The 23,902-nt window shown below is 64.1% G+C and carries 22 protein-coding genes; 1 reads left to right on the forward strand and 21 read right to left on the reverse strand.

Going from position 1 to position 23,902, the window contains the following annotated elements:
* Positions 1 to 114 precede the first annotated feature (114 nt).
* From hisH to AC3FLX_RS24085, 17 genes are all read right to left on the reverse strand, one after another.
* Positions 115 to 768, reverse strand: coding sequence for an imidazole glycerol phosphate synthase subunit HisH (gene hisH, locus AC3FLX_RS24005; protein ID WP_488699824.1), 654 nt, complete (start codon positions 766 to 768; stop codon positions 115 to 117).
* Positions 765 to 1,388: a YchE family NAAT transporter gene (locus AC3FLX_RS24010; RefSeq protein WP_488699825.1), complete on the reverse strand. Its 624-nt coding sequence runs from the start codon at positions 1,386 to 1,388 to the stop codon at positions 765 to 767. Before AC3FLX_RS24010 ends, hisH begins: the two co-directional genes overlap by 4 nt.
* A 102-nt stretch (positions 1,389 to 1,490) precedes the next feature.
* Positions 1,491 to 2,078, reverse strand: a complete 588-nt coding sequence (hisB, locus tag AC3FLX_RS24015; protein WP_488699826.1) for an imidazoleglycerol-phosphate dehydratase HisB — start codon at positions 2,076 to 2,078, stop codon at positions 1,491 to 1,493.
* A gap of 7 nt (positions 2,079 to 2,085) precedes the next feature.
* Complete coding sequence (gene hisC, locus AC3FLX_RS24020; RefSeq protein WP_488699827.1) at positions 2,086 to 3,186, reverse strand: histidinol-phosphate transaminase; 1,101 nt, start codon at positions 3,184 to 3,186, stop codon at positions 2,086 to 2,088.
* Between the two features lie 34 nt (positions 3,187 to 3,220).
* The gene (gene hisD / locus AC3FLX_RS24025; RefSeq protein ID WP_488699828.1) at positions 3,221 to 4,555 is read right to left on the reverse strand and encodes a histidinol dehydrogenase; all 1,335 of its coding nucleotides are present in this window, start codon (positions 4,553 to 4,555) and stop codon (positions 3,221 to 3,223) included.
* 61 nt (positions 4,556 to 4,616) lie between these two features.
* Complete coding sequence (gene hisG, locus AC3FLX_RS24030) at positions 4,617 to 5,291, reverse strand: ATP phosphoribosyltransferase (RefSeq protein WP_488699829.1); 675 nt, start codon at positions 5,289 to 5,291, stop codon at positions 4,617 to 4,619.
* Positions 5,292 to 5,334: 43 nt separating this feature from the next.
* Positions 5,335 to 6,585, reverse strand: coding sequence for a UDP-N-acetylglucosamine 1-carboxyvinyltransferase (murA, locus tag AC3FLX_RS24035; RefSeq protein WP_488699831.1), 1,251 nt, complete (start codon positions 6,583 to 6,585; stop codon positions 5,335 to 5,337).
* A 69-nt stretch (positions 6,586 to 6,654) separates the two neighbouring features.
* Positions 6,655 to 6,903, reverse strand: a complete 249-nt coding sequence (locus tag AC3FLX_RS24040; protein ID WP_124683075.1) for a BolA family protein — start codon at positions 6,901 to 6,903, stop codon at positions 6,655 to 6,657.
* A 34-nt stretch (positions 6,904 to 6,937) separates the two neighbouring features.
* Complete coding sequence (locus tag AC3FLX_RS24045; protein WP_488699832.1) at positions 6,938 to 7,768, reverse strand: ABC transporter permease; 831 nt, start codon at positions 7,766 to 7,768, stop codon at positions 6,938 to 6,940.
* The gene (locus AC3FLX_RS24050) at positions 7,765 to 8,715 is read right to left on the reverse strand and encodes an ABC transporter ATP-binding protein (RefSeq protein ID WP_488699833.1); all 951 of its coding nucleotides are present in this window, start codon (positions 8,713 to 8,715) and stop codon (positions 7,765 to 7,767) included. Before AC3FLX_RS24050 ends, AC3FLX_RS24045 begins: the two co-directional genes overlap by 4 nt.
* A gap of 254 nt (positions 8,716 to 8,969) precedes the next feature.
* On the reverse strand, positions 8,970 to 9,266 hold the full coding sequence (locus AC3FLX_RS24055) for an STAS domain-containing protein (protein ID WP_488699834.1): 297 nt from the start codon (positions 9,264 to 9,266) through the stop codon (positions 8,970 to 8,972).
* A 123-nt stretch (positions 9,267 to 9,389) separates the two neighbouring features.
* Positions 9,390 to 10,019: an MlaC/ttg2D family ABC transporter substrate-binding protein gene (locus AC3FLX_RS24060; RefSeq protein ID WP_488699835.1), complete on the reverse strand. Its 630-nt coding sequence runs from the start codon at positions 10,017 to 10,019 to the stop codon at positions 9,390 to 9,392.
* A gap of 243 nt (positions 10,020 to 10,262) precedes the next feature.
* Positions 10,263 to 11,045 carry an MlaA family lipoprotein gene (locus AC3FLX_RS24065; RefSeq protein ID WP_488699836.1) on the reverse strand — a complete coding sequence of 261 codons (783 nt, stop codon included), beginning with the start codon at positions 11,043 to 11,045 and terminating at the stop codon, positions 10,263 to 10,265.
* Positions 11,042 to 11,620 (reverse strand): outer membrane lipid asymmetry maintenance protein MlaD, encoded by a 579-nt coding sequence (mlaD, locus tag AC3FLX_RS24070; RefSeq protein ID WP_488699837.1) that lies wholly within the window; start codon positions 11,618 to 11,620, stop codon positions 11,042 to 11,044. The genes AC3FLX_RS24065 and mlaD overlap by 4 nt, the downstream gene beginning before the upstream one ends.
* A gap of 23 nt (positions 11,621 to 11,643) precedes the next feature.
* Complete coding sequence (gene mlaE / locus AC3FLX_RS24075; RefSeq protein ID WP_488699838.1) at positions 11,644 to 12,420, reverse strand: lipid asymmetry maintenance ABC transporter permease subunit MlaE; 777 nt, start codon at positions 12,418 to 12,420, stop codon at positions 11,644 to 11,646.
* The gene (locus AC3FLX_RS24080; protein ID WP_488699839.1) at positions 12,417 to 13,268 is read right to left on the reverse strand and encodes an ABC transporter ATP-binding protein; all 852 of its coding nucleotides are present in this window, start codon (positions 13,266 to 13,268) and stop codon (positions 12,417 to 12,419) included. The genes mlaE and AC3FLX_RS24080 overlap by 4 nt, the downstream gene beginning before the upstream one ends.
* Positions 13,269 to 13,417: 149 nt before the next feature.
* Positions 13,418 to 14,506, reverse strand: coding sequence for a tripartite tricarboxylate transporter substrate binding protein (locus tag AC3FLX_RS24085; RefSeq protein ID WP_488699840.1), 1,089 nt, complete (start codon positions 14,504 to 14,506; stop codon positions 13,418 to 13,420).
* A gap of 173 nt (positions 14,507 to 14,679) precedes the next feature.
* Here AC3FLX_RS24085 and AC3FLX_RS24090 point away from each other — a divergent pair, with 173 nt between their 5' ends.
* Positions 14,680 to 15,204 carry a GNAT family N-acetyltransferase gene (locus AC3FLX_RS24090; protein WP_488699841.1) on the forward strand — a complete coding sequence of 175 codons (525 nt, stop codon included), beginning with the start codon at positions 14,680 to 14,682 and terminating at the stop codon, positions 15,202 to 15,204.
* Between the two features lie 58 nt (positions 15,205 to 15,262).
* Here AC3FLX_RS24090 and AC3FLX_RS24095 read toward each other — a convergent pair whose 3' ends face one another.
* The 4 genes from AC3FLX_RS24095 to AC3FLX_RS24110 form a co-directional block, all read right to left on the reverse strand.
* Entirely contained in the window at positions 15,263 to 16,726 is a 1,464-nt protein-coding gene (locus tag AC3FLX_RS24095) for a glutamate synthase subunit beta (RefSeq protein ID WP_488699842.1), read from the reverse strand.
* Between the two features lie 111 nt (positions 16,727 to 16,837).
* Positions 16,838 to 21,505: a glutamate synthase-related protein gene (locus AC3FLX_RS24100; protein WP_488699890.1), complete on the reverse strand. Its 4,668-nt coding sequence runs from the start codon at positions 21,503 to 21,505 to the stop codon at positions 16,838 to 16,840.
* A gap of 389 nt (positions 21,506 to 21,894) precedes the next feature.
* On the reverse strand, positions 21,895 to 22,632 hold the full coding sequence (locus AC3FLX_RS24105; RefSeq protein ID WP_488699843.1) for a transposase: 738 nt from the start codon (positions 22,630 to 22,632) through the stop codon (positions 21,895 to 21,897).
* A gap of 55 nt (positions 22,633 to 22,687) precedes the next feature.
* Entirely contained in the window at positions 22,688 to 23,848 is a 1,161-nt protein-coding gene (locus AC3FLX_RS24110; protein ID WP_488699845.1) for a deoxyguanosinetriphosphate triphosphohydrolase, read from the reverse strand.
* Positions 23,849 to 23,902: the final 54 nt, after the last annotated feature.

Consider the following 23,902-nt stretch of genomic DNA (forward strand, 5'->3'; position numbering starts at 1 on the left):
GGCGTTCAGGTCATGTCAGTTTTGCAGTGGATGCAGTCTGGGTCGGTGGCTCTGAACAAACACGATATCGCTGATGATCTTGTGGCGCTTCTGGTAACAGGTGCTTCTGACGCTTTACGGATTCCAGTGCACGAAATTCCGGTATAGCTGCAAACCCATCGCGGCGCTCTTCTCCGGGTGGAACTGCGTGGCGAAAATATTATCGCGTGCCACCGCACTGGTAAACACGACGCCATACTCCGTTTGACCGGCAATATGGGCGGGGTCCTGCGCTTGCACAAAGTAGCTGTGCACGAAATAGAACCAGCTATCGTCCGGGATGCCGTTCCACAGCGGGTGCGGCTTCGCCTGGTGCACACGGTTCCAGCCCATCTGCGGCACCTTGAAGCGCGAGCCATCGGGCTGCGTCATCCCTTCCAGGTCAAAGCGAATCACCTCGCCGGGCATCAGGCCCAGCGCCGGCGTACTGTCCGCGCCCGCGCGAGCTTCGCTGCTGCGCTCGAACAGCATCTGTTCGCCAACACACACACCCAGCATCGGCTTGGAAGCCGCGGCTTCCAGCACAGCCTGCTGCAGGCCCGATTCCCCGAGCGCGCCCATGCAGTCCGGCATCGCGCCCTGGCCTGGCAGCACCACGCGGTCCGCCGCGCGGATCCCCTCGGGCCGGTCCACGACCTGCACGTCCGCTTCCGGTGCCGCGGCACGCAGTGCCTGCGCCACCGAGCGCAGGTTGCCCATGCCGTAATCCACAATTGCTATGGTAGTCATGATTTCAAAACAGGCAACAATGTCTTCAGCCCGTCAACAATGAATTCAACGGCCAGCGCCGACAGGATCAAACCCATCAGACGCGTACCGATATTGATCCCGGTCCTGCCAACCACCCGCGCGATGGGATCCGCCGCACGGAACGTGCCATACACCACCAGCCCCAAAATCACGCCGATGCCCACCAGGATCAGCAGCTCATACCAGTGGTGCGTCTTGCCAGCGTAGACGATCACCGTACTGATCGATCCAGGCCCGGTCAGCAGCGGCAGCGCCAGCGGCACCACCGCGATGCTGGTCTTGGCCTCCGCCTCGTCTTCTTCCTCGGGCGTGGCCTTGGTGCGGCCGGTCTGGGCGTTCAGCATGTTCATGGCCATCATGATCATGATCAGCCCGCCGCCCACCTGCAGCGACGCCACCGAGATATTGAAGAACTCGATGATCTGCTGCCCCAGCAACGCCGACAATCCCACCACGATCGCCACCGCGATGGATGCGGTCTTGATCGTCCTGAGTTTCTCCGACTCTGTCTGCTGACTGGTCAGGCTGATAAAGAACGGGATCGCCCCGATCGGATTGATCAGCGCCAGCAGCGAGATGAAAGACTTGAGCGTATCCATCGGATGCGGGTGTGTCGGTGGTTGTCAGCGTCGCCGCAACCAGCCGGCACGCCTGCTAAATGGGGGCGCAGGTCAGTGGTTCAGGTCAGTAGCCAGTATGGGTCAGAGAGAACCCTTGGTCGACGGAATCTGGTTGGCCGCACGCGAGTCCAGCTCCACCGCCATGCGCAGCGCACGGCCAAAGGCCTTGAACACCGTTTCGCATTGATGGTGGGCATTGATGCCGCGCAGGTTGTCGATATGGAGCGTCACCCCGGCGTGATTGACGAAACCGCGGAAGAACTCGATCGTCAGGTCGACATCGAAGCTGCCAACGCGAGCACGCGTGAACGGCACGTGGAACTCCAGGCCCGGACGACCCGAGAAATCGATCACCACGCGCGACAGGCACTCGTCCAGCGGCACATAGCTGTGTCCGTAGCGGGTGATGCCCTTCTTGTCGCCGATGGCGCGCGCCACGGCCTGGCCCAGCGTAATGCCGACGTCCTCCACCGTATGGTGATCGTCGATATGGGTGTCGCCCGTGGCCTCGACCTCCAGGTCGAACATGCCATGACGGGCAATCTGGTCCAGCATGTGGTCGAGGAACGGCACGCCGGAGGCCAGCTTCTGGCGGCCGGTGCCATCAAGGTTCAGCGAAACGCGGATTTGCGTTTCCGAGGTATTGCGGGTGACCTCTGCAACACGCATGGTGGGGTTAATCCTGCAATGAAGCGTTGAACGCTTCAAGAAACTGCGCGTTTTCTTCGGGCGTGCTGACCGTCACGCGCAGACAGTTGGCCAGCAATGCGTGCATTTTACTCACGTTCTTGATCAATACCTTCCGCGCCAGCAGACGCTCGAACGCCTGTGCCGCATCCGGCACGCGCACCAGCAGGAAGTTGGCGGCGCTCGGGAACACCGTCACACCGGGCACGGCCGACATGGCATCCGCCAGCTTCGAACGCTCGGCGCGCAATTGTGCGGCCTGGTCGTCCAGCACGGCAATGTGTTCGAGCGCGAACAGCGCGGTGGCTTCGGTCAGCACGTTGACGTTGTACGGCGGGCGAACCTTGTCGAACTGCCCCAGCCACGCGGGCGAGCCAGCCATGTATCCAAGGCGGATACCGGCCAGGCCCAGCTTCGACACCGTGCGCATGACCAGCAGGTTGCCAAACTCCGTCAGGCGCGGCATCCAGCTTTCCTGCGCGAACGGCTGGTACGCCTCGTCGACCACCACCAGGCTCTGGCAGACCTCGCCCTGCGCGGCACGGACGATGGCTTCCATGTCGGTCGCGTCGAACAGGTTGCCGGTCGGATTGTTCGGGTAGGCCAGGTAGATGATCGCCGGCTTGTGCTCGGCCATCGCCGCCAGCATCGCCGCGCGGTCCAGCGTGAAATCGGCGCGCAGCGGCACACCCACGAATTCCATGCCCGCGAACTGCGCCGACATTGCATACATGACGAAGCCCGGCACCGGCGCCAGCACCTTGGCACCGGGCTTGGAAGCGGCCAGCGAAAGGATGCTGATCAACTCATCCGAACCATTGCCAAGCATGACATCCATGCCGGCCGGCACCTGCATCACGCTCTTCAGCTTCGCGCGCAGTGCCTCGCTGCTCGGCACCGGGTAGCGGTTCAGGGCCACTTCGCCCAGCCGCGCGGCCAGTTGCGCGCGCAGCTCGGGCGGCAGCCGGTAGGGATTCTCCATCGCGTCGAGCTTCACCAGTCCGTGAGACTCGGGCACGTGGTAAGCGCCCATAGCGCGCACGTCGTCACGGATGATGCGTTCGATCAGGGATGGGTCTACGGCTGACATGATGGTCCTTGTTGATCCTGCTTTAAGAAGGTGCTTAACGTTTGAAGCGGTACTCGGCCGAGCGGGCGTGCGCCTGCAGGCCTTCGCCATAGGCCAGCTCGGCGGCGATCTGGCCCAGCATCTGCGCGCCGCCCTCGCTCACCTCGATCAGGCTCGAACGCTTCTGGAAGTCGTACACGCCCAGCGGCGACGAGAAGCGCGCGGTGCGCGAGGTAGGCAGCACGTGGTTGGGACCCGCGCAGTAGTCGCCCAGCGATTCGCTCGTATAACGGCCCAGGAAGATCGCGCCGGCGTGGCGGATCTTCTCGCTCCACTGGCGCGGGTTTTCGGCCGAAATCTCAAGGTGCTCGGGCGCGATCGCGTTGGCGATCTCGCACGCCTCTTCCATGTCACGCACCTTGATCAGCGCGCCCCGCCCCGCCAGCGACGCGGCGATGACTTCGCGGCGCGGCATCGTCGGCAGTTGGCGCTGGATGCTTTCTTCCACGCGGTTCAGATAGGCCTCGTCGGGACAGAGCAGAATCGACTGTGCCAGCTCGTCGTGCTCGGCCTGCGAGAACAGGTCCATTGCCACCCAGTCCGGATCGGTCGTGCCGTCGCAAATCACGAGGATTTCCGACGGGCCGGCGATCATGTCGATACCGACCGTACCGAACACGCGGCGTTTGGCGGCAGCCACATAGGCGTTGCCCGGACCGACGATCTTGTCGACCTGCGGCAGCGTGGCGGTACCATAGGCCAGCGCGCCCACGGCCTGCGCGCCACCGATCGTGAACACCCGGTCCACACCGGCGATCTGCGCCGCTGCCAGGACCAGTTCGTTGCGCACGCCACCCGGCGTGGGCACGACCATGATCACTTCCTTGACGCCAGCCACGCGTGCGGGAATCGCGTTCATCAGCACGGACGACGGATAGGCCGCCTTGCCACCCGGCACGTACAGGCCCACGCGGTCCAGCGGCGTCACCTTCTGGCCCAGCATGGTGCCGTCGGCCTCGGTGTATTCCCAACTGTGGCTACCGCATTCGATCTTCTGCTTCTCGTGATAGGCGCGCACGCGGGCCGCCGCGGCTTCCAGCGCGGCGCGGCGCTTCGGCTCCAGGTCTTCCAGCGCGGCTTCGAGCTGCGATTGCGACAGTTCCAGCGCACCCATCGAAGCGGCTTCCACACGGTCGAAGCGGCGCGTGTATTCGAGCACGGCCTCGTCGCCACGGCGGCGCACATCGGCCAGGATATCGGCCGCGGCACGATCGATGGCTTCGTCTTCCGACGCCTCGAATGCCAGCACCTGGCGCAGCGCCTCTGCAAAACCGGGCTCGGTCGAGTCGAGCCGACGGATCGACAGGTTTTCCATATCGGTTTCGTTCATGACTGCTTTTTCCTTGCGGATCCTCTTACGGGTCCCCGGTCAATTCCAGTTTGTGGCTACCTCAGGCGAGCGCCGCCGAGGCCCGTTCAAATGCGTCGAGAATCGGCGCCAGCCGTTCCCGCTTGAGCTTCAACGCCGCCTGATTGACCACCAGCCGCGACGAGATCTGCACGATCTCTTCCACTTCGACCAGATTGTTCGCGCGCAGCGTGCCGCCGGTGCTGACCAGATCGACGATGGCATCGGACAGGCCGACGAGCGGGCCCAGCTCCATCGAACCGTAGAGCTTGATCAGGTCCACGTGAACGCCCTTCTTGGCAAAGTGCTCGCGAGCGGTCTGCACGTACTTGGTGGCCACGGCCAGGCGCGCGCCCTGACGCACGGCGTTGGCATAGTCGAAACCGGCCGGAACCGCCACGGACATGCGGCAGCGCGCGATGTTCAGGTCGATCGGCGCATACAGGCCGGTCATGCCATGCTCCATCAGCACATCCTTGCCGGCCACGCCAAAGTCGGCCGCGCCGTACTGCACATAGGTCGGCACGTCCGAAGCACGCACGATGATCACGCGCACGGCCGGATCGGACGTGGGCAGGATCAGCTTGCGCGAGGTTTCCGGGTCCTCGGTCACCTGGATGCCGGCCGCGGCCAGCAGCGGCAGCGTTTCGGTAAAGATGCGGCCCTTGGACAGCGCCAGCGTCAGCTGGTTGGGCGAGGCATTGAAAGCGGGGCTCATCGTCAGTTCTTCAGCAGGTTTCGGGGGCGGCTTTGCCGTTGGCTCAGCTGATACGGCGGATCTTCGCGCCGACGGCTGACAGCTTGTTCTCCATGCGGTCGTAGCCACGGTCCAGGTGGTAGATCCGATCGATCGTGGTTTCGCCGTCGGCCACCAGGCCGGCGATCACCAGGCTCGCGGACGCACGCAGGTCGGTGGCCATCACGCTGGCGCCGGACAGGCGCGGCACGCCCGTCACCACCGCGGTATTGCCCTCGGCCGTGATGTTCGCGCCCAGACGGTTCAGCTCCTGCACGTGCATGAAGCGGTTCTCGAAGATCGTCTCGGTGATGCGCGCGGTGCCATCGGCCACGGCGTTCAACGCCATGAACTGCGCCTGCATGTCGGTGGGAAACGCCGGGTACTCCGAGGTGCGGAAGCTCACGGCCTGCGCGCGTTGCGTCATGGCCAGGCGGATCCAGTCATCGCCGGTCTCGATCGTCGCGCCGGCTTCGCGCAGCTTGAGCAGCACCGCGTCCAGAATCAGCGGCGGGATGTCGCGCACGACGATGTCGCCCAGCGTGGCAGCGGCGGCGCACAGGAAGGTACCGGCCTCGATGCGGTCAGCCACCACGCTGTGTTGCGCGCCGTGGAGCTTGTCCACGCCATGCACGATCAGGCGGTCGGTGCCGATGCCGTCGATCTTCGCGCCCATCTTGACGAGCAGCTCGGCCAGGTCGGTCACTTCCGGCTCGCGCGCGGCGTTTTCGAGAATCGTCTCGCCATCGGCAAGGGTTGCCGCCATCAGCAGGTTCTCGGTGCCGGTCACGGTGATCATGTCCGTCACCACGCGTGCGCCCTTCAGGCGGCTGGCACGCGCGTGGATAAAGCCGTGCTCGATATTGATCTCGGCGCCCATTGCCTGCAGGCCCTTGATGTGCTGGTCCACCGGCCGCGCACCGATGCCGCAGCCACCAGGCAGCGACACGCGTGCCTCGCCAAAACGGGCGACCAGCGGGCCGAGCACCAGGATCGAGGCGCGCATCGTCTTGACGAGGTCATAGGACGCCTCCGGCGCATTGATGTCGGCGCCGTTCAGCGTGGCCACGCCGTCCACCATGTCCGCCTGCATGCCCATCTGGCGCAGCAGCTTGAGCATCGTGCGGGTGTCCTGCAGGTCGGGCACGTTGCTGAGGGTAACCGTATCGGCCGTCAGCAGACCGGCACACAGGATCGGCAGCGCGGCGTTCTTGGCGCCCGACACACGGATCTCGCCTTTGAGCGGCCCGTTGCCCTGGATCTGGAATTTGTCCATTGTTCAGTCTGGTCATCCGGCCGGGCACGCGCCCGTCCGGTGGTGTTGTAGGTGGTGTGCCGGTACGGCTTACTTACCGGCCTCGGCCTGCCATTCGGCCGGCGTCAATGTCTTCATCGACAGCGCGTGAATCTCGGCGCGCATGCGGTCGCCCAGCGCCGCGTACACACGCTGGTGGCGCTGAATCAGGCGCTTGCCTTCGAATTCTCCGCTTACGATCGTGGCGAAGAAGTGCTGGCCGTCGCCTTCCACTTGCAGATGGTCGCAGGGCAACCCTTGGGCAATGTAATCCCTGACTTGTTCCGGAGTAGGCAGCATGTCTGTCTCTATGAAAACGGTGTATTGCGGCAGGTCAGTGCCGCAGCTTGTAACCCTTGCGCAGCATGCGCAGCGCCAGCGTGGCCAGCACCGCGAACGCCACGGCCACGACGGCCAGGCTCTGCAGCGGCGGCACATCGGACACGCCGAAGAAGCCAAAACGGAAACCGTCGATCATGTAGAAGAACGGGTTGGCATGCGACACGGCCTGCCAGAACGGCGGCAAGGAGTGGATCGAATAGAACACGCCGGACAGGAACGTCGCAGGCATGATCAGAAAATTCTGGAACGCGGCCAGCTGGTCGAACTTTTCGGCCCAGATACCGGCAATCAGCCCCAGCGTACCCAGGATGCCCGCGCCGGCCAGCCCGAACACGAGAATCCATAACGGATGCGCGAAATGCAGGTTCGCAAACCAGGCCGTCACCAGCAGCACGCCCAGGCCCACGCAGAGTCCACGCACGATCGACGCCACCACGTAGGCACCGAACATCTCCCAGTGCGACAGCGGCGGCAGCAGGATGAAGACCAGGTTGCCAGTGATCTTGGACTGGATCAGCGACGACGAACTGTTGGCGAACGCATTCTGCAGCACGCTCATCATCACCAGGCCCGGCACCAGGAAGGCGGTATAGCTGATCTGGTCATAGACGCGCACACGGTCTTCCAGCACATGGCCGAAGATCAGCAGGTACAGCACGGCGGTCAGCACCGGCGCGGCCACGGTCTGGAACGAAACCTTCCAGAAACGCAGCACTTCCTTGTAAAGCAGCGTGCGAAAGCCGACCCAGCCGCCAACGGCCATCGACGCCAGGCGTTGCTCATCGCGCTGCTGGCTCACATTGATCTCCGCGGGATTCTTCATGCGGCAGCCTCCACAGCGGTGTTCGGCATGCTGCCGGGCATTGCACCTTCACGACGCATGATCTGCACGAACACGTCCTCCAGATCGGCCTTGCTGATTTCCATATCTTCGATTTCGCAACCGGCGGCGCGCAGCGCGGCCAGGATCGGCTCCACGGCCTCGTAGCCGGACAGCCGCAGACGGTGCGCGCGCTCGCCCGGATTGCCCGGCGTGCGCAGCGCTTCCAGCTCGGCCGGCAGCGTACCTTTCGAAAGTGTCAGAACCAGCTGCAGACCCGCGAACTGGTTCAGCAGGCTGCTGGTGCGGTCGAGCGCCACCACTTCGCCGAACTTGAGCATGGCGATGCGGTCGCACAGCGCTTCGGCTTCTTCCAGGTAGTGGGTGGTCAGGATGATCGTGTGGCCCTCGCGATTCAGGCGAGAAATGAACTTCCACAGGGTCTGGCGCAGCTCTACGTCCACGCCGGCCGTCGGCTCGTCGAGCACGATCACGGGAGGCCGGTGCACCAGGGCCTGGGCGACCAGCACCCGCCGCTTCATGCCGCCCGAAAGCTGGCGCATGTTGCTGTCGGCCTTGTTGGTGAGATCGAGGTTGGCCATGATTTCGTCGATCCAGTCGTCGTTGCGTGTCAGGCCGAAGTAGCCCGACTGCAGCCGCAGCGTTTCACGCACGGTGAAAAACGGATCGAACACCAGTTCCTGGGGCACCACGCCCAGCATGCGGCGCGCCATGCGGTAGTCGTCCACCACGTCGTGGCCCAGCACGCTGACCTTGCCGGAGTCGGCCCGGTTCAGGCCCGCCAGGATCGAGATCAGCGTGGTCTTGCCCGCGCCGTTGGGACCGAGCAGGCCGAAGAATTCGCCGCGCTCTACGCTGAAACTGACGCCCTTGAGCGCCTGCAGATTGCGGTAGCGCTTGCGGACATCGCTGATTTCGATGGCTTTCATGGCCGAATGTCTTGGATGGGGCCGCTGTCTTTTCGGCCTTTCCTGATGTTGGGGGAGCGCCCCTGAGGTTAGCCGCGCAGCACCTGTGGAATCGTGTCAGGACACTTGGGGACGACTTGGGGACGAACAACCCGGAATTATAGGGGATGCAGGGGTTCCCCCGCTCTGCCCGGCGCGACGCCAGGCCCTCGGCCCGACGCCGTGGCATCGCATGGCCGTACGCAGCAGAAACGCGCACGGCAACGGATGCCGGTTCAATGTCGGTGGTGGTGGTGTTCCGGGTGGGTAGCGGCTGCCAGGCCCAGCAGGCCTTCGACGCCGTACAGGCTCGCCAGCGAGCGCAGCTGCGGCGAAACGCCGGCAATGGCCAGCGACTGGCCGCGCTGGGCAGCCGCCCGTTGCCAGGCCAGCAGCACTGCCACGGCCGAGGAATCGACCTGCGTCAGCATGCTGCAATCGACCGCCACATCGCCCTGCTGCACGCGCGACAGTCCGTCACGCAGCACGGAGGCGGCGTTGCGGTTGGTCAGCGAGGTGCCGAGGGCGGGCATGGAAGCGTGGAGTCGTGTCGTTGAAAACGGAAGCTCCCGCCCGAAGGCGGGAGCGAGTGGCCATTGTAGACCAGATCAGGCGCGCCGTGCTGCGGCGCAACCAGAATCGTCCGGGCCGGCCGGTCAGTTCTTGGCGTTGGCCAGCTGGCGGTTGCGGTCCTGCAGCGTCTTGATGACGCCGTCGACGCCCTGCTGGTTGGCGATGGTGTTGAAGCTGCCCTTGTAGGCTTCGGTCAGCCAGGCGCCCAGCACGTTGATGTCATAGACCCTCCAGCCCTCGGGCGTCTTTTCCAGGCGGTAATCCATCTGGATCGGCTCGCCCTTGTTGATGACCTGGGTGCGGATCGTGGCATCCGTGTCATCCGCCGTGCCGCGGTACGGACGGAACTGCACCTTCTGGTCGCGGATCTGGGCGATGGCGCCGGCGTACGTGCGGATCAGCAGCGTCTTGAACTCGTCGGTAATCACCTTTTGCTGCTCGGGCGTCGCCTTGGACCAGTTGCGGCCCATAGCGATCTGCGTGGTGCGGGCGAAGTTGGCGTGAGGCAGGATCTTCTGCTCGACCAGTTGCGTGATCTTGCCGATATTGCCGCCCTGCATGTCCTTATCGCTCTGCACGGTGGACATCACGTCGGTCACGACGGCCTTGACCAGGCCATCCGGCGTGGAGGCGTCGGCCTGCTGGGCATGCGCGGCGCCAGCGCCGGCAAATGCGAAAACGGTCAGAAACGGGAGCAGCAGTCGCTTGATCATGTGGGATTGTCCTTTCTATTCGGGGCGGCGTCTGTCGTTATATCGATCTGTCTTTATATCGGCAGGATCGGCCCCTCCAACAGGGCGCTGGAATGCGCCGCCGTCGGGAATCATTGAAACACAGGCATCGGCGGAACATGGAACACAAACATGCCCTAAACGCCACTTTCAAACACTTTGTTTCAGGGGTCACAGGGCGCTCACAGGCCCCGTGATCCGTTGTCCTGACTCGGCTGACCGGCTTCAGTCGGTCTTCTTTTCCGAGGGTGCCGCTTCACCACCATCCTGCTTCTGCTCCGGTGCCTTTTCCGGCTGAGGCTGGTCTTCATCATCCTGCGACGGCGGATTGCCGTCATAGATCAGGTACTGGCGGCGCTGCATGTACGAATCGCGCAGGAACGCGTACTTGTCCAGTGCGGCAGCCTCGATCAGGCTCGTGGCACCAAGCAATTGAGACCGGCCGTCGACTACCCGTACCGTCGACACCGAAAGGCTGGCGTAAAACGGTGAAATATAGGTAGTCGGGTCCATGAACCGGTCCACCACCATGCCCGAGGCGTCGCGCACGCTGCTCGGCCCGAACAGCGGCAGCACCAGGTACGGGCCTGACGGCACGCCCCACACGCCCATAGTCTGGCCGAAGTCTTCCTTGTACTTGGGCAGGCCGGCCGGCGTGGCGATGTCGATCAGGCCGCCGATGCCGAGCACGCTGTTGATGGCCACGCGCATCGTGTCTTCCGCCGCACGCGTCGGCTTGCCCTGCAGCAGGTTATTGGCCGCCGAGTAGATGTCGCTGACGTTCGAGAAGAAGTTGCCCACCGCCGTACGCACCGGAGACGGAATGTAGTCCTGGTACGTCTCGGCAACCGGCTTCAGCGCGTACTTGTCGAGGTTGTCATTGAACGTGGAGACACCGCGGTTGAACGGTTCCAGCGGATCGGCCGGGTTGGCGTTGGGTCCTGTGGCACAGCCGGCCAGGGCGAACGCGGCCAGTGTTGCCGCGGTCAGGCGTTGAAGAGTACTCATTTGCTGCCGCCCATCCCAGGCGCGGCTGGCAATGCTGCCGCGCCCGAACTGGACGAATTCGACGAAGAAGACGTGGAAGGTGCCAGGGACGCCGACGAACCGCTGCCGCCGCCAGCACCCGAATCGGCGGCCTTGTTGTAGAGGAACTGACCAATCAGGTTTTCCAGCACCACGGCGGATTGCGTCATCGTGATCTTGCTGCCCTGCGCCAGCATCTTGTCGTCCCCGCCCGCTTCCAGGCCGATGTACTGCTCGCCGAGCAGGCCGGACGTCAGGATCTTGGCCGACGTGTCGCGCGGAAACTCATAGCGCTTTTCCAGGTTCAGCGTCACCGTGGCCAGGTACTGCTTGTCATCGAAATTGATGGCGGCCACGCGGCCCACCACCACGCCGGCACTCTTCACCGGCGCGCGTGGCTTCAGCCCGCCGATATTGTCGAACTGCGCGGTCACGGCGTAGGTGTCCTGGAACGAAAAGCTGCTCATGTTGCCGGCCTTCAATGCCAGGAACAGCAGGGCCGCAAAGCCCACCACCACGAACAACCCCACCCAGTAGTCGAGCGAATTTTTCTTCATGCGAGTCTCTTGTCGAATGCTTGTCAGCTGAACATCAGCGCGGTCAGCAGGAAATCCAGTCCGAGCACGGCCAGCGAGGCCATCACCACGGTTCGTGTGGTGGCGCGCGATACGCCTTCAGGCGTCGGATTCGCCTCGAATCCCTGGTACAACGCGATAAACGTCACCGCAATGCCAAAAATAAAGCTCTTGATCACACCGTTCAGCACGTCGGCGCGCACATCGACGCCGCCCTGCATCTGGGACCAGAAAGCGCCGGCATCCACGCCGATCATCTGCACGCCCACCAGGTAGCCACCCAGGATGCCAACCGCACTAAAGATCGCAGCCAGGATCGGCATGGCGATGACACCGGCCCAGAATCGTGGCGCAATCACGCGCTGCAACGGGTTGACGGCCATCATTTCCATCGCAGTCAGCTGCTCGCCGGCCTTCATCAGGCCGATCTCGGCGGTAAGCGACGTACCGGCGCGGCCCGCGAACAGCAGCGCGGACACCACCGGCCCCAGCTCACGCACCAGCGAAAGCGCCACCAGCAGCCCCAGCGCCTGCTCCGATCCATAGCGGTTCAGCGTGTAGTAACCCTGCAGGCCCAGCACGAAGCCCACGAACAGGCCCGACACGGCGATGATGACCAGAGACAGGTTGCCGACGAAGAAGACCTGGTCAGAGATCAGGCGGAAGCGCCGCAGCAGCGCCGGCGACAGCGCCAGCAGCGTGAAGAACATGCGCGTGGCACGGCCCAGGCCGCCCACGAACTGGCGCACCGCGGCGCCGATGGTGATGAAGAAGCCGGTCAACGCGAGCCTCCGGCCAGGAAATCATCGGCCAGCGTCGGGCCGTTGTAGTGGAATGGCACCGGGCCATCGGCCTCGGCATGCACGAACTGATGTACGAACGGATCGCTCGACGCGCGCAGCTCGTCCGGCGCCCCCTCGGCGGCAATCTTGCCGTTGGCGATGAAATACACGTAATCGGCGATCTGGAACGTCTCCTGCACGTCGTGCGAGACGATGATGGTGCTGGCGCCAAGCGCGTCGTTGAGGTCGCGGATCAGGTTGGCGGTGAGTCCGAGCGAGATCGGGTCCAGGCCCGCGAACGGCTCGTCGTACATCAGCAGCGCCGGGTCCAGCGCAATGGCCCGCGCCAGCGCCACGCGCCGGGCCATGCCGCCCGAGATCTGCGCCGGCATCAGGTCGCGCGCACCGCGCAGGCCCACTGCGTTGAGCTTCATCAGCACCAGGTCGCGGATCATCGAATCCGGCAGGTCGGTGTGTTCGCGCAGTGGGAACGCGACGTTGTCGAATACTGACAGGTCGGTAAACAGCGCGCCGAACTGGAACAGCATGCCCATCTGGCGGCGCACCGCGTACAGGGCGTCCCGGTCCAGGCTATCGATGTCGGCGTCATTGAATGTGACCCTGCCGCTCTGCGGGCGCACCATGCCACCGATCAGACGCATCACGGTAGTCTTGCCGCAGCCCGAACCGCCCATGACGGCCACCACCTTCCCGCGCGGAAAACGCATGGAAAGGCCGGAAAGGATAGGCTTGTCGCCCGCCGCGTATGCAAAATCTACATCCGCGAGTTCGACGACATTCGGGCCTGTAAAGGCCGGGCCAGACGAGTTCGGCACGGTAGCGGTCACGTTGTCACCGGGTTAGGACAGGGCGCCATTATAAGGGCTACTACCTATCGGTCGCCGTGCCGTGTGGTGATCTCACCATTGCACAGGCGACAACAATCGGTGACATGGGTGTGACGCTAGCGCGACAACGGCGCCGCGCCGTGCTTTGTTCAAGGCTCCGCGCGAGGGCCCGCCTGGCGCAGGATGACCTGCCACTGAACCGATTCCGAGCGGATGGCCGTGGCAAATGCCTCGGGCGAGTCCCGCACGGGCGTGAGGCCCGCCGCCATCAATTGAGCGCGAACTTCCCGCTCATTGGTCACATTGTCCAGCTCGGTGGCCAATCGCGCGACGATCGCACGCGGGGTTTTGGCCGGGGCCATCACGCCGTACCAGGCCAGCGCCGCATAGCCATCCATGCCGGCCTCCTGCAGCGTGGGCACCTGAGGAGTCAGCGGCGAGCGCACCGATCCGGTCACAGCAAGGATTTTCAGTGCACCAGAGCGCACATGGGTCTGCACGGCGGTCCAGGAGCAGAAGCACGCGCTGACGCGGCCCGCCAACATTTCCTGCACCACGGCGTTTTCACCCTTGGCCACCACCAGCGGCACGCTGTTTGGCATGCCGCGCACCGCAAACTCGGCATAGAGGTGCGACGGACTGCCGGGCTGGCCATAGCCATAGCTGTAGGACGCCGGGCTCGACCGCACCGCCGTCACCCACTGCTGGAGCGTGGTCATCGGCAGATGTCCATCGATAACCAGGAACAAGGGTGTGGCGGCCACGCGCACCACGGGCGTGAAGTCGCGCATGACGTCATAGGGCACCGGCTCCAGCCCAGGCTGGATCAGCATGTTGGCCTGATGGAACAGCAGCGTATGGCCGTCGGAACTGGCCTTGGCGACAAGATCGCCCGCCGTGGTGCCTGACGCCCCAGGGCGATTGTCCACCTCGACTGACGTGCCAAGCCGCACAGCCAGGCGCTCCGCAAGCAGGCGCGCCACGGCGTCGGCCACGCTGCCGGCCGGGAACGGCACGATCAACCGCAGAGGGCGCGCCGGGAACGAGACCTGGCGGCTCGGAATCTCCGCGCGGGAGGCCGGCGGGATGCTGGCAAGCTGAGCCACAGCGGGAGGTTGAGCAAGGGCCGTCGCCGCACAATACGTAACGGCGACCGCGCACGACAACCATCTGGCAGCGAGTATTGGCAACTTCGCTATACCTCGCCAAAGCCGCATGCATTTGCGTACTTCGGGCATCAATTTCCTCCGGGCCGCACCCCACCGCTGCGGCACCATATCGGCTGAAAGGATTTCGAGGCAGTCTCTTCTTATCTAGTTTGAATTGATTGTAAGGACATAGCCCGACACGGCACAGACCACGTAAACGCTCTCCGGGAGGACCCGGATGTGAGCGCTCGTATAATCGACCGATGCCTGAATTCGTCCTGCGACCCATGCTGGCCGCCGACCTTCCCGCCGTCCTCGCCGTCCAGGCGCAGTGCTACGGCGAAACGCTGCTGGAATCTCCCGAGGCCCTGGCCAGCCGCCTCGCCCTGTCTCCCGACACCTGCTGGGTCGCGGCATTGCGCGGCCAACAACTGGCCGCGTACCTGTTCACCCATGCGTGGCCCGAGACGTCGCTGCCGCCGTGGAACGGACGGCTTGCGCGAGACTGGTCCGATACCGAGCCGCTGACGTGGTTCATCCACGACATGGCCGTGGCGCCAGCCGGACGCGGCGCGGGACTGGCTTCCAGACTCTACGGTGCAGCGCGTGACGAAGCGATGAAGGCCGGACTGCGAACATCGCGGCTGATTGCCGTGCAGTCGGCCGATGTGTACTGGCGCAGGCTTGGGTACGCGCCGGAGGCGGCGGAAATCCACGCCAACAAGCTGGCAACGTATGGGAATGACGCGGTGTTGATGGGGTGCCGGCTGCGGGTCCAGGCCCCATAAACAAAAAACCCCGGTGCGTCGAGCAACCGGGGTTTTTAGTTCTAACGGCGGGCGCAGCTTAGCGCGGCAGTTCCGAATGTCCCATCAGGAACGTGTCCACCGAGCGCGCGGCCTGGCGGCCTTCGCGGATGGCCCAGACCACCAGCGACTGGCCACGGCGCACGTCGCCGGCGGCAAATACCTTCGGCACGTTCGTGAAGTAGGCGCGGTCGCCTTCGGTCGACGCCTTGGCGTTCTTGCGAGCGTCGGTGTCCACGCCAAACGCTTCGAGCATCGAGCCGACCGGATTCGTGAAGCCCATCGCCAGCAGCACCAGGTCAGCCTTCAGCACGAACTCGCTGCCCGGCACTTCCTGCATCTTGCCGTCCTTCCACTCCACGCGGCAGGCCTTCAGCGCCGTGACCTTGCCGTTCTCGCCGACCAGTTCCTTGGTGGCAACCGACCAGTCGCGCGAGCAGCCTTCGTCATGCGACGACGACGTGCGCAGCTTGATCGGCCAGTACGGCCACACCAGCGGCTTGTTTTCTTCGTCCGGCGGTTGCGGCAGCAGTTCGAACTGCGTGACCGATTCGGCGCCGTGGCGGTTCGACGTGCCCACGCAATCCGAACCCGTATCGCCGCCGCCAATCACGATCACGTGCTTGCCTTCGGCACGGATGTCGTTGATGCCGTCGCCAGCCACTTCCTTGTTCTGCGGAATCAGGAATTCGAGCGCGTAGTGCACGCCGGCCAGATCACGGCCCGGCACCGGCAGGTCGCGCGGCACTTCCGAGCCGCCCGCCAGCACCACGGCGTCGAACTGGTCCATCAGCGCCTGCGCGGAGATCGTTTCGCGTGCGTAGTTCTTGATGCCGGCCGGCAGCGCGCCGTCGGTCACCATCACGCCCGCACGGAAGGTCACGCCTTCGGCCTGCATCTGCTCGATGCGGCGGTCGATCAGGTCCTTCTCCATCTTGAAGTCGGGGATGCCATAGCGCAGCAGGCCGCCGATGCGGTCGTTCTTTTCGAACACCGTCACGTCATGGCCAGCGCGTGCCAGTTGCTGCGCCGCGGCCATACCGGCCGGGCCCGAGCCAACCACGGCCACGGTCTTGCCGGTCTTGTGCTTCGGCACCTGCGGAGCAACCCAGCCCTCTTCCCAGGCCTTGTCGATGATCGCGTGCTCGATCGACTTGATGCCCACCGGCAGCTCGGTGATGCCCAGCGTGCAGGCGGCCTCGCACGGCGCCGGGCAGATGCGGCCCGTGAACTCGGGGAAGTTGTTGGTCTGGTGCAGCACTTCAATCGCCGACTTCCAGTCCTGGCGATACACCAGGTCGTTGAAGTCGGGAATGATGTTGTTGACCGGGCAGCCGTTGTTGCAGAACGGGATACCGCAGTCCATGCAGCGTGCACCCTGGATCTTCGCTTCGCTGTCGGACAGCGCGAACACGAATTCCTTGTAGTGCTTCACGCGCTTGACTACGGGTTCGTAGCCTTCGTTCTGGCGCGGAAATTCGAGAAAGCCAGTCGCCTTACCCATGTTGCATCCTTGGTCTTGCTTGGCGCGAGGCGGCCGGGCCGGCCTCGCGTGGGGTCAGTATCTTGTCGGCGCCGCGGCTGCTGCCACGGCGCCTCGTCGTGTGGCTGCCGGTCAGGCGGCTACCGCTTCGCGATCGCTGTCGCGGGCAGCCTGTTCCTTTTCGAACATTTCGCCCAGTGCGCGCTTGTACTCGGTCGGGAAGACCTTGACGAACTTGCGGCGAGCCGTGGTCCAGTCGGCCAGCAGCGCCTTGGCGCGCTCCGAACCGGTGTAGCGGAAGTGCTGCTCGATCAGGTCGCGCAGGATCACTTCGTCCAGCTGGCGGCGGCCATTGAACTTGTGCCATTGCGATTCCGGCTGGCCCTTCTGCTGGTCAGCCGAGGCGAGCACCGCTTCCAGCGCCACCATCGACGTGTTGCAGCGCTTGTCGAACAGGCCGTCCTCGTCGTAGACGTAAGCCACGCCACCCGACATGCCGGCTGCGAAATTGCGGCCCGTGCCGCCCAGCACGACCACGGTACCGCCGGTCATGTATTCGCAACCGTGGTCGCCGGTGCCTTCCACCACGGCCGTGGCGCCCGAGTTACGCACCGCGAAACGCTCGCCACCCACGCCGTTGAAGAATGCCTCGCCAGCCAGCGCGCCGTACAAGACGGTGTTGCCGACGATGATGTTGCGGGTCGGGTCGCCACGGAATTCGTGCGGCGCGCGCACGATCACGCGGCCACCGGACAGCCCCTTGCCCACATAGTCGTTGGCGTCGCCCACCAGATCCATCGTGATGCCATGCGCCAGGAACGCGGCGAACGACTGGCCGGCCGTGCCCTGGAACTGGATGTGGATCGTGTCGTCGGGCAGGCCCTCATGGCCGTACTGCTTAGCCACCACGCCGGAGAGCATCGCGCCCACGGTGCGGTTCACGTTCTTGACCGGCTGGATGAAGCTCACGCGCTCACCCTTGTCGATGGCCGGACGGGCCTTGGCGATCAGCGTGTGATCCAGTGCCTTGCCGGACTCCACCGACAGGCCGTGATCCTGCACGTCGGTGTGGAAGCGCGGCACGTCAGCCGGGATCGGCGCCTGGAAGAAGATGCGGCTGAAGTCCAGGCCACGTGCCTTCCAGTGTTCGATGCCAGCGCGAATGTCGAGCAGGTCGGCACGGCCGATCAGTTCGTCGAACGTGCGGATACCCAGCTGAGCCATGATCTCGCGTGCTTCTTCCGCGACGAAGAAGAAGAAGTTCACCACGTGCTCGGGCTTGCCCTGGAATTTCTTGCGCAGCGCCGGATCCTGCGTGGCCACGCCCACCGGGCAGGTGTTCAGGTGGCACTTGCGCATCATGATGCAGCCCTCGGCCACCAGCGGTGCCGTGGCAAAGCCGAACTCGTCGGCGCCCAGCAGCGCGCCGATCACCACGTCGCGGCCGGTCTTCATCTGGCCGTCAGCCTGCACGCGGATACGGTTGCGCAGGCCGTTCAGCATCAGCGTCTGCTGCGTTTCGGCCAGGCCCAGTTCCCACGGCGAACCTGCGTACTTGATCGAGGACCACGGCGATGCGCCGGTGCCGCCGTCATGACCGGCGATCACCACGTGATCGGCCTTGGCCTTGGCAACGCCGGCAGCCACGGTACCTACGCCCACTTCGGACACGAGCTTCACCGAGATATCCGACGCAGGGTTCACGTTCTTCAGATCGTGGATCAGCTGTGCCAGATCCTCGATCGAATAGATGTCGTGGTGCGGCGGCGGCGAGATCAGGCCCACGCCCGGCACCGAGTAACGGAGCTTGCCGATGTAGTCGGACACCTTGTGACCCGGCAGCTGGCCGCCTTCGCCCGGCTTGGCGCCCTGCGCCATCTTGATCTGGATCTGGTCAGCCGATGCCAGGTATTCGGCGGTCACACCGAAACGGCCCGACGCCACCTGCTTGATCTTCGAGCGCAGCGAGTCGCCGGCCTTCAGCTCCAGGTCCTTCTCCACCACGTGATCGCCCAGGATGCTCTTGAGCGAATCGCCCTGCTTGATGGGGATGCCGCGCAGTTCGTTGCGATAGCGCTTCTCGTCCTCGCCGCCTTCGCCGGTGTTCGACTTGCCGCCGATGCGGTTCATCGCCACGGCCAGCGTAGCGTGGGCTTCGGTCGAGATCGAACCCAGCGACATCGCGCCGGTGGCAAAACGCTTGACGATGTCCTTGGCCGATTCCACTTCGTCCAGCGGGATGGCGCGGGCCGGATCGACCTTGAACTCGAACAGGCCGCGCAGCGTCATGTGACGGCGGCTCTGGTCGTTGATGATGTTCGCGTATTCCTTGTACGTCTGGTACTGGCCGCGGCCATCATCGGCGCGCACCGAGTGCTGCAGCTTGGCGATCGAGTCCGGCGTCCACATGTGTTCTTCGCCGCGGATACGGAATGCGTACTCGCCACCGGCGTCGAGCATGTTGCTCAGCACAGGGTTGTCGCCGAATGCATCGGTGTGCAGGCGCAGCGCTTCTTCAGCCACCTCGAAGATGCCGATGCCTTCCACATTCGACGGCGTGCCGTGGAAGTACTTCTGCACCAGCTCGCGCGACAGGCCGATGGCTTCGAAGATCTGAGCGCCCGTGTACGACATGTACGTGGAGATGCCCATCTTCGACATCACCTTGAACAGGCCCTTGCCGATTGCCTTGACGAAGTTCTTGACCGCCTTTTCGGGCGACAGGTCGCCCGACAGGCCCGAGGCCATATCGGCAAGCGTTTCCATCGCCAGGTACGGGTGCACGGCTTCGGCACCGTAGCCGGCCAGCAGCGCGAAGTGATGGACTTCACGGGCCGAACCGGTTTCCACGACCAGGCCGGTGGAGGTGCGCAGGCCCTTTTCCACCAGGTGATGATGGATGGCCGACGTCGCCAGCAAGGCCGGGATGGCAACCTGCGTGTCGTCGACACGGCGGTCCGACACGATCAGGATGTTGTAGCCCGAACGCACGGCGTCCACGGCTTCCGCGCACAGCGATGCCAGGCGGGCTTCGATGCCTTCCTTGCCCCACGCCACCGGGTAGCAGATGTTCAGTTCATAGGAACGGAACTTGCCGCCGGTGTAGTGCTCGATGTTGCGGATCTTCGCGATGTCCTTGAAGTCCAGCACGGGCTGGGACACTTCAAGACGCATCGGCGGGTTGATGTTGTTCAGTTCCAGCAGGTTCGGCTTCGGGCCTATGAACGACACCAGCGACATGACCATGTTCTCGCGGATCGGGTCGATCGGCGGGTTGGTCACCTGGGCGAACAGCTGGCGGAAGTAGTGGTACAGCGTCTTGTTCTTCGACGACAGCACGGCCAGCGGCGAGTCGTTACCCATCGAGCCGGTGGCTTCCTCGCCGGCCAGCGCCATCGGCGCCATCAGGAACTTGACGTCCTCCTGCGAGTAGCCGAACGCCTGCTGACGGTCCAGCAGCGGCGACACCGGCTTCTTCTCGGCAGCCACGTCTTCCGGCTTGGCATCGAGCTCGTCGAGCTTGATGCGCACGGCGTCGATCCAGCTCTTGTACGGCTTGGCGTTGGCCAGGTTGTCCTTGAGTTCCTTGTCGTCGATGATGCGGCCCTGCTCCATGTCGATCAGGAACATCTTGCCCGGCTGCAGGCGCCACTTGTTGACGATGCGCGATTCCGGGAACGGCAGCACACCGGCTTCCGAAGCCAGCACGACGAAATCGTCCTCGGTGACGTAGAAACGGGCCGGACGCAGACCGTTACGGTCCAGCGTGGCGCCGATCTGGCGGCCGTCGGTGAAGCAGATGGCGGCGGGGCCGTCCCACGGCTCCATCATCGCGGCGTGGTATTCGTAGAAGGCGCGACGGTTGTCGTCCATCAGCGTGTGCTGTTCCCAGGCTTCCGGGATCATCATCATCATCGCGTGGACGAGCGGGTAGCCTGCCATCGTCAGCAGTTCGAGGCAGTTGTCGAACGATGCCGTATCCGACTGGCCCGGATAAATCAGCGGCCAGAGCTTGGGCAGGTCTTCACCCAGCACCGGCGACGAGATCGCGCCGGTACGTGCGTTCACCCAGTTCACGTTGCCCTTGACCGTGTTGATTTCGCCGTTGTGGGCGACCATGCGGTACGGGTGGGCCAGTTCCCAGGCCGGGAACGTGTTGGTCGAGAAGCGCTGGTGCACCAGTGCCAGGGCCGACACGGCGCGCGAGTCCAGCAGGTCCAGGTAGTACTCGCCCACCTGGTTGGCCAGCAGCAGGCCCTTGTACACGACGGTACGGGCCGACATTGACGGCACGAAATACTCCTTGCCGTGCTTGAGCTTGAGCGCCTGGATGGCGTGGCTGGCCGTCTTGCGGATCACGTAGAGCTTACGCTCCAGCGCGTCCGTGGTCATGATGTCACGGCCGCGGCCGATGAAGATCTGGCGGATGACCGGCTCGGTCTTGCGCACGGTCGGGGACATCGGCATGTTGCAGTCCACCGGCACGTCGCGCCAGCCCAGCACGACCTGGCCTTCCAGGCGCACGGTACGCTCGAGCTCCTGCTCGCAGGCCAGGCGCGAGGCGTGTTCCTTCGGCAGGAAAATCATGCCGACGCCGTATTCGCCAGCGGGCGGCAGCGTCACGCCCTGCTTGGCCATCTCTTCGCGATAGAACTGGTCCGGGATCTGGATCAGGATGCCGGCCCCGTCGCCCATCAGCGCATCCGCGCCAACTGCGCCCCGGTGGTCCAGGTTCTCAAGGATCTTCAGACCCTGCGAAATGATCTCGTGGGATTTCTTGCCCTTGATATGCGCGACCATGCCGACGCCACAGGCGTCGTGCTCATTGGTCGGGTCGTACAGGCCCTGGGCCTGCGGGCGGGCGGCGAGGTCGGAAGGTTGTTGCGAGTGGTCCACGGGCTGAATTCCGGTGAAGGCTGCGCAGCCAGCAAGGCAGACCGAACGGGATGACTGTCGCGGGGCGCCTCTATCTCTTCGGATGGGCTTTGGTGGACAGTGGAACCGCAGCGGCGTACACGAGCGTGACGCGCCGCACAATGACTGTGGGTGGAGCAACTATAAGAGAATCGTCCAGACGCCGCAAAATTATTAAATGGGGTCAGAACACATTAAATATTGCACCGCCCCTGGTCGCATTTTAAATGGGGACACATTAGATTTGCGCCACAAATGCACGTTTATGGTGCATTTCAATCATGGCTGACCTCGTGTTCCACGTCTGCGCCTTCTTCTTCCGAAATAGTCGACTTGCGCGGTCGACCTTTCGGAAGTGGCTGAACCCGCCGCGTTGCATGGCGCTCAAGCTGCGCGAGGAAGCCTTCGCTGCCGAGCGGCCAACCGCTATGCGCATGTTTCTGGAGCGTGGCCAGCGTCCGGCCCGACAGACCTTCCGCGGTGAGCGCCCGGTAGTTCGATTGGCGCTCGAACGGCGTATTGCCAAGATCCCAGTACGTGGAGTGATCGCTCACAATCGGGCTTGCTTCAATACCGGCGTGGTGCCGGTAGCTGTTCCAGCGGTCAGCCTCTGGCGTCATGGCGTCGCCGGCCCGCATGGCATTCCCTTCGACATAGAGCATGGCCGGCAACAGCCAGGTCTCCGGCTCGACGACAGCCGACCGAAAACGGCCTTCCCAGAGGGTGCCGGTGCGGTCGGCCACGCGGTTGAAGTGACGAGCGTAACGACGCCCCACCGCCTGCATCGTCAGACTCAGCGAATCGGCGCCCTTGGGGGTCGCAACCAGGTGGATATGGTTGGGCCGCAGTGCATAGGCATGGATTGCAACCTCATGCTCGCGCGCGGCCATGCGCAGGCAATCGAGGTAATAAACATAGTCCTCGGTGCCCAGAAACACGGGTTGGCGATTGTTGCCGCGCTGCAACACCATTGCCGGCAGGCCGGCTGGAGAGAATCGGGGAAGGCGGGCCATTGGGCATCCCTCATGGAAGATGCCCGCATGATAGCTTGATCTGTCCCCGTTTTTATCAGCCGAGCGAGTTGCTCTCGCTGACGGCGAAGATGCGCCTGTGCTCGCGAATGGCGTAACGGTCCGTCATGCCCGCGATGTAGTGCGCAATCAGGCGCGGCTGATCGGCGCCGTGACCGGCCTGGTATTGGGGCGGCAGCAGACGCGAATCCTGCATGAAGGCATTGAACAGATCCGAGATGATGCGCTGCGCCTTGGCCGACATGCGCATGACCAGGTAGTGCCGGTACAGGTGCCGGAACAGAAAACGCTTCAATGTGGCCGCTTCTTCGTGGATCTTCGGGCTGAACGAAACCAGCGGCCCGGCAGCGCGCACATCGTTGATCGATTTCGGGTGGGCCGCGGAGATATTGCGTGCCGTGGTCTCGATCAGGTCGACGATCAGCGTATTGATCATGCGCCGGACGGTCTCGTTGATCGCCCGACGCCCATTGATGCCGGGAAAGGCCGCCACGACCTCGGCGCGATGACGCCCCCACATCGGCACTTCATCGAGCTGCTCCAGCGTCAGCAGACCCGAGCGCAGGCCGTCGTCGATGTCGTGATTGTTGTACGCGATCTCGTCGGCCAAGTTGGCCAGCTGGGCTTCCAGCGACGGCTGGCTGCCCTCCAGGAAACGCCGGCCCAGCTCGCCAAGCGCCGCCGCATTGACGCGCGAGCAATGCTTGAGGATGCCTTCGCGCGTTTCGAACGTCAGATTCAATCCGTTGAAGCCGCCATAGCGCTCTTCCAGCTCATCCACCACAAGCAGGCTTTGCAGGTTGTGCTCAAAGCCGCCGTGGTTCTTCATGCAGCCGTTCAGCGCGTCCTGGCCGGCATGGCCAAACGGCGTGTGGCCGAGGTCGTGCGCCAGTGAAATCGCCTCGACAAGGTCCTCGTTGAGCCGCAGGTTGCGCGCGATGGAGCGGGCAATCTGCGCCACTTCCAGGCTGTGCGTCAGCCGCGTGCGGAACAGATCGCCCTCATGGTTGACGAAGACCTGCGTCTTGTATTCGAGCCGGCGGAATGCCGTACTGTGGATGACGCGATCCCGGTCGCGCTGGAATTCGCTGCGCGATGACGATGCCGGCTCGGCATGCACACGCCCGCGCGTCTTCGCGGAACGCGCGGCGTAAGGGGCAAGATGGGCGTCGAGGTCGGTCACTGGCGAGTTGGTCATGCGGGCAATCCGTTAATCCGTGGCTGGTTCAGGGTTGCAAGGCATAACCAGGCG

This window comes from Cupriavidus sp. 291-E7, assembly GCF_057798835.1.

Excerpts from the sequence above, each read along its gene's own strand:
- AC3FLX_RS24085 (WP_488699840.1), bottom strand. The coding sequence starts at position 14,506 with ATGCCCGAAGTACGCAAATGCATGCGGCTTTGGCGAGGTATAGCGAAG.
- AC3FLX_RS24100 (WP_488699890.1), bottom strand. The coding sequence starts at position 21,505 with ATGGTCGCGCATATCAAGGGCAAGAAATCCCACGAGATCATTTCGCAG.
- hisH (WP_488699824.1), bottom strand. The coding sequence starts at position 768 with ATGACTACCATAGCAATTGTGGATTACGGCATGGGCAACCTGCGCTCG.
- AC3FLX_RS24060 (WP_488699835.1), bottom strand. The coding sequence starts at position 10,019 with ATGATCAAGCGACTGCTGCTCCCGTTTCTGACCGTTTTCGCATTTGCC.
- AC3FLX_RS24040 (WP_124683075.1), bottom strand. The coding sequence starts at position 6,903 with ATGCTGCCTACTCCGGAACAAGTCAGGGATTACATTGCCCAAGGGTTG.
- AC3FLX_RS24010 (WP_488699825.1), bottom strand. The coding sequence starts at position 1,388 with ATGGATACGCTCAAGTCTTTCATCTCGCTGCTGGCGCTGATCAATCCG.
- hisC (WP_488699827.1), bottom strand. The coding sequence starts at position 3,186 with ATGTCAGCCGTAGACCCATCCCTGATCGAACGCATCATCCGTGACGAC.
- AC3FLX_RS24105 (WP_488699843.1), bottom strand. The coding sequence starts at position 22,632 with ATGGCCCGCCTTCCCCGATTCTCTCCAGCCGGCCTGCCGGCAATGGTG.
- murA (WP_488699831.1), bottom strand. The coding sequence starts at position 6,585 with ATGGACAAATTCCAGATCCAGGGCAACGGGCCGCTCAAAGGCGAGATC.
- mlaD (WP_488699837.1), bottom strand. The coding sequence starts at position 11,620 with ATGAAGAAAAATTCGCTCGACTACTGGGTGGGGTTGTTCGTGGTGGTG.
- hisG (WP_488699829.1), bottom strand. The coding sequence starts at position 5,291 with ATGAGCCCCGCTTTCAATGCCTCGCCCAACCAGCTGACGCTGGCGCTG.
- AC3FLX_RS24065 (WP_488699836.1), bottom strand. The coding sequence starts at position 11,045 with ATGAGTACTCTTCAACGCCTGACCGCGGCAACACTGGCCGCGTTCGCC.
- AC3FLX_RS24110 (WP_488699845.1), bottom strand. The coding sequence starts at position 23,848 with ATGACCAACTCGCCAGTGACCGACCTCGACGCCCATCTTGCCCCTTAC.
- AC3FLX_RS24055 (WP_488699834.1), bottom strand. The coding sequence starts at position 9,266 with ATGCCCGCCCTCGGCACCTCGCTGACCAACCGCAACGCCGCCTCCGTG.
- hisB (WP_488699826.1), bottom strand. The coding sequence starts at position 2,078 with ATGCGTGTTGCAGAGGTCACCCGCAATACCTCGGAAACGCAAATCCGC.
- AC3FLX_RS24045 (WP_488699832.1), bottom strand. The coding sequence starts at position 7,768 with ATGAAGAATCCCGCGGAGATCAATGTGAGCCAGCAGCGCGATGAGCAA.
- AC3FLX_RS24050 (WP_488699833.1), bottom strand. The coding sequence starts at position 8,715 with ATGAAAGCCATCGAAATCAGCGATGTCCGCAAGCGCTACCGCAATCTG.
- hisD (WP_488699828.1), bottom strand. The coding sequence starts at position 4,555 with ATGAACGAAACCGATATGGAAAACCTGTCGATCCGTCGGCTCGACTCG.
- AC3FLX_RS24090 (WP_488699841.1), top strand. The coding sequence starts at position 14,680 with ATGCCTGAATTCGTCCTGCGACCCATGCTGGCCGCCGACCTTCCCGCC.
- AC3FLX_RS24095 (WP_488699842.1), bottom strand. The coding sequence starts at position 16,726 with ATGGGTAAGGCGACTGGCTTTCTCGAATTTCCGCGCCAGAACGAAGGC.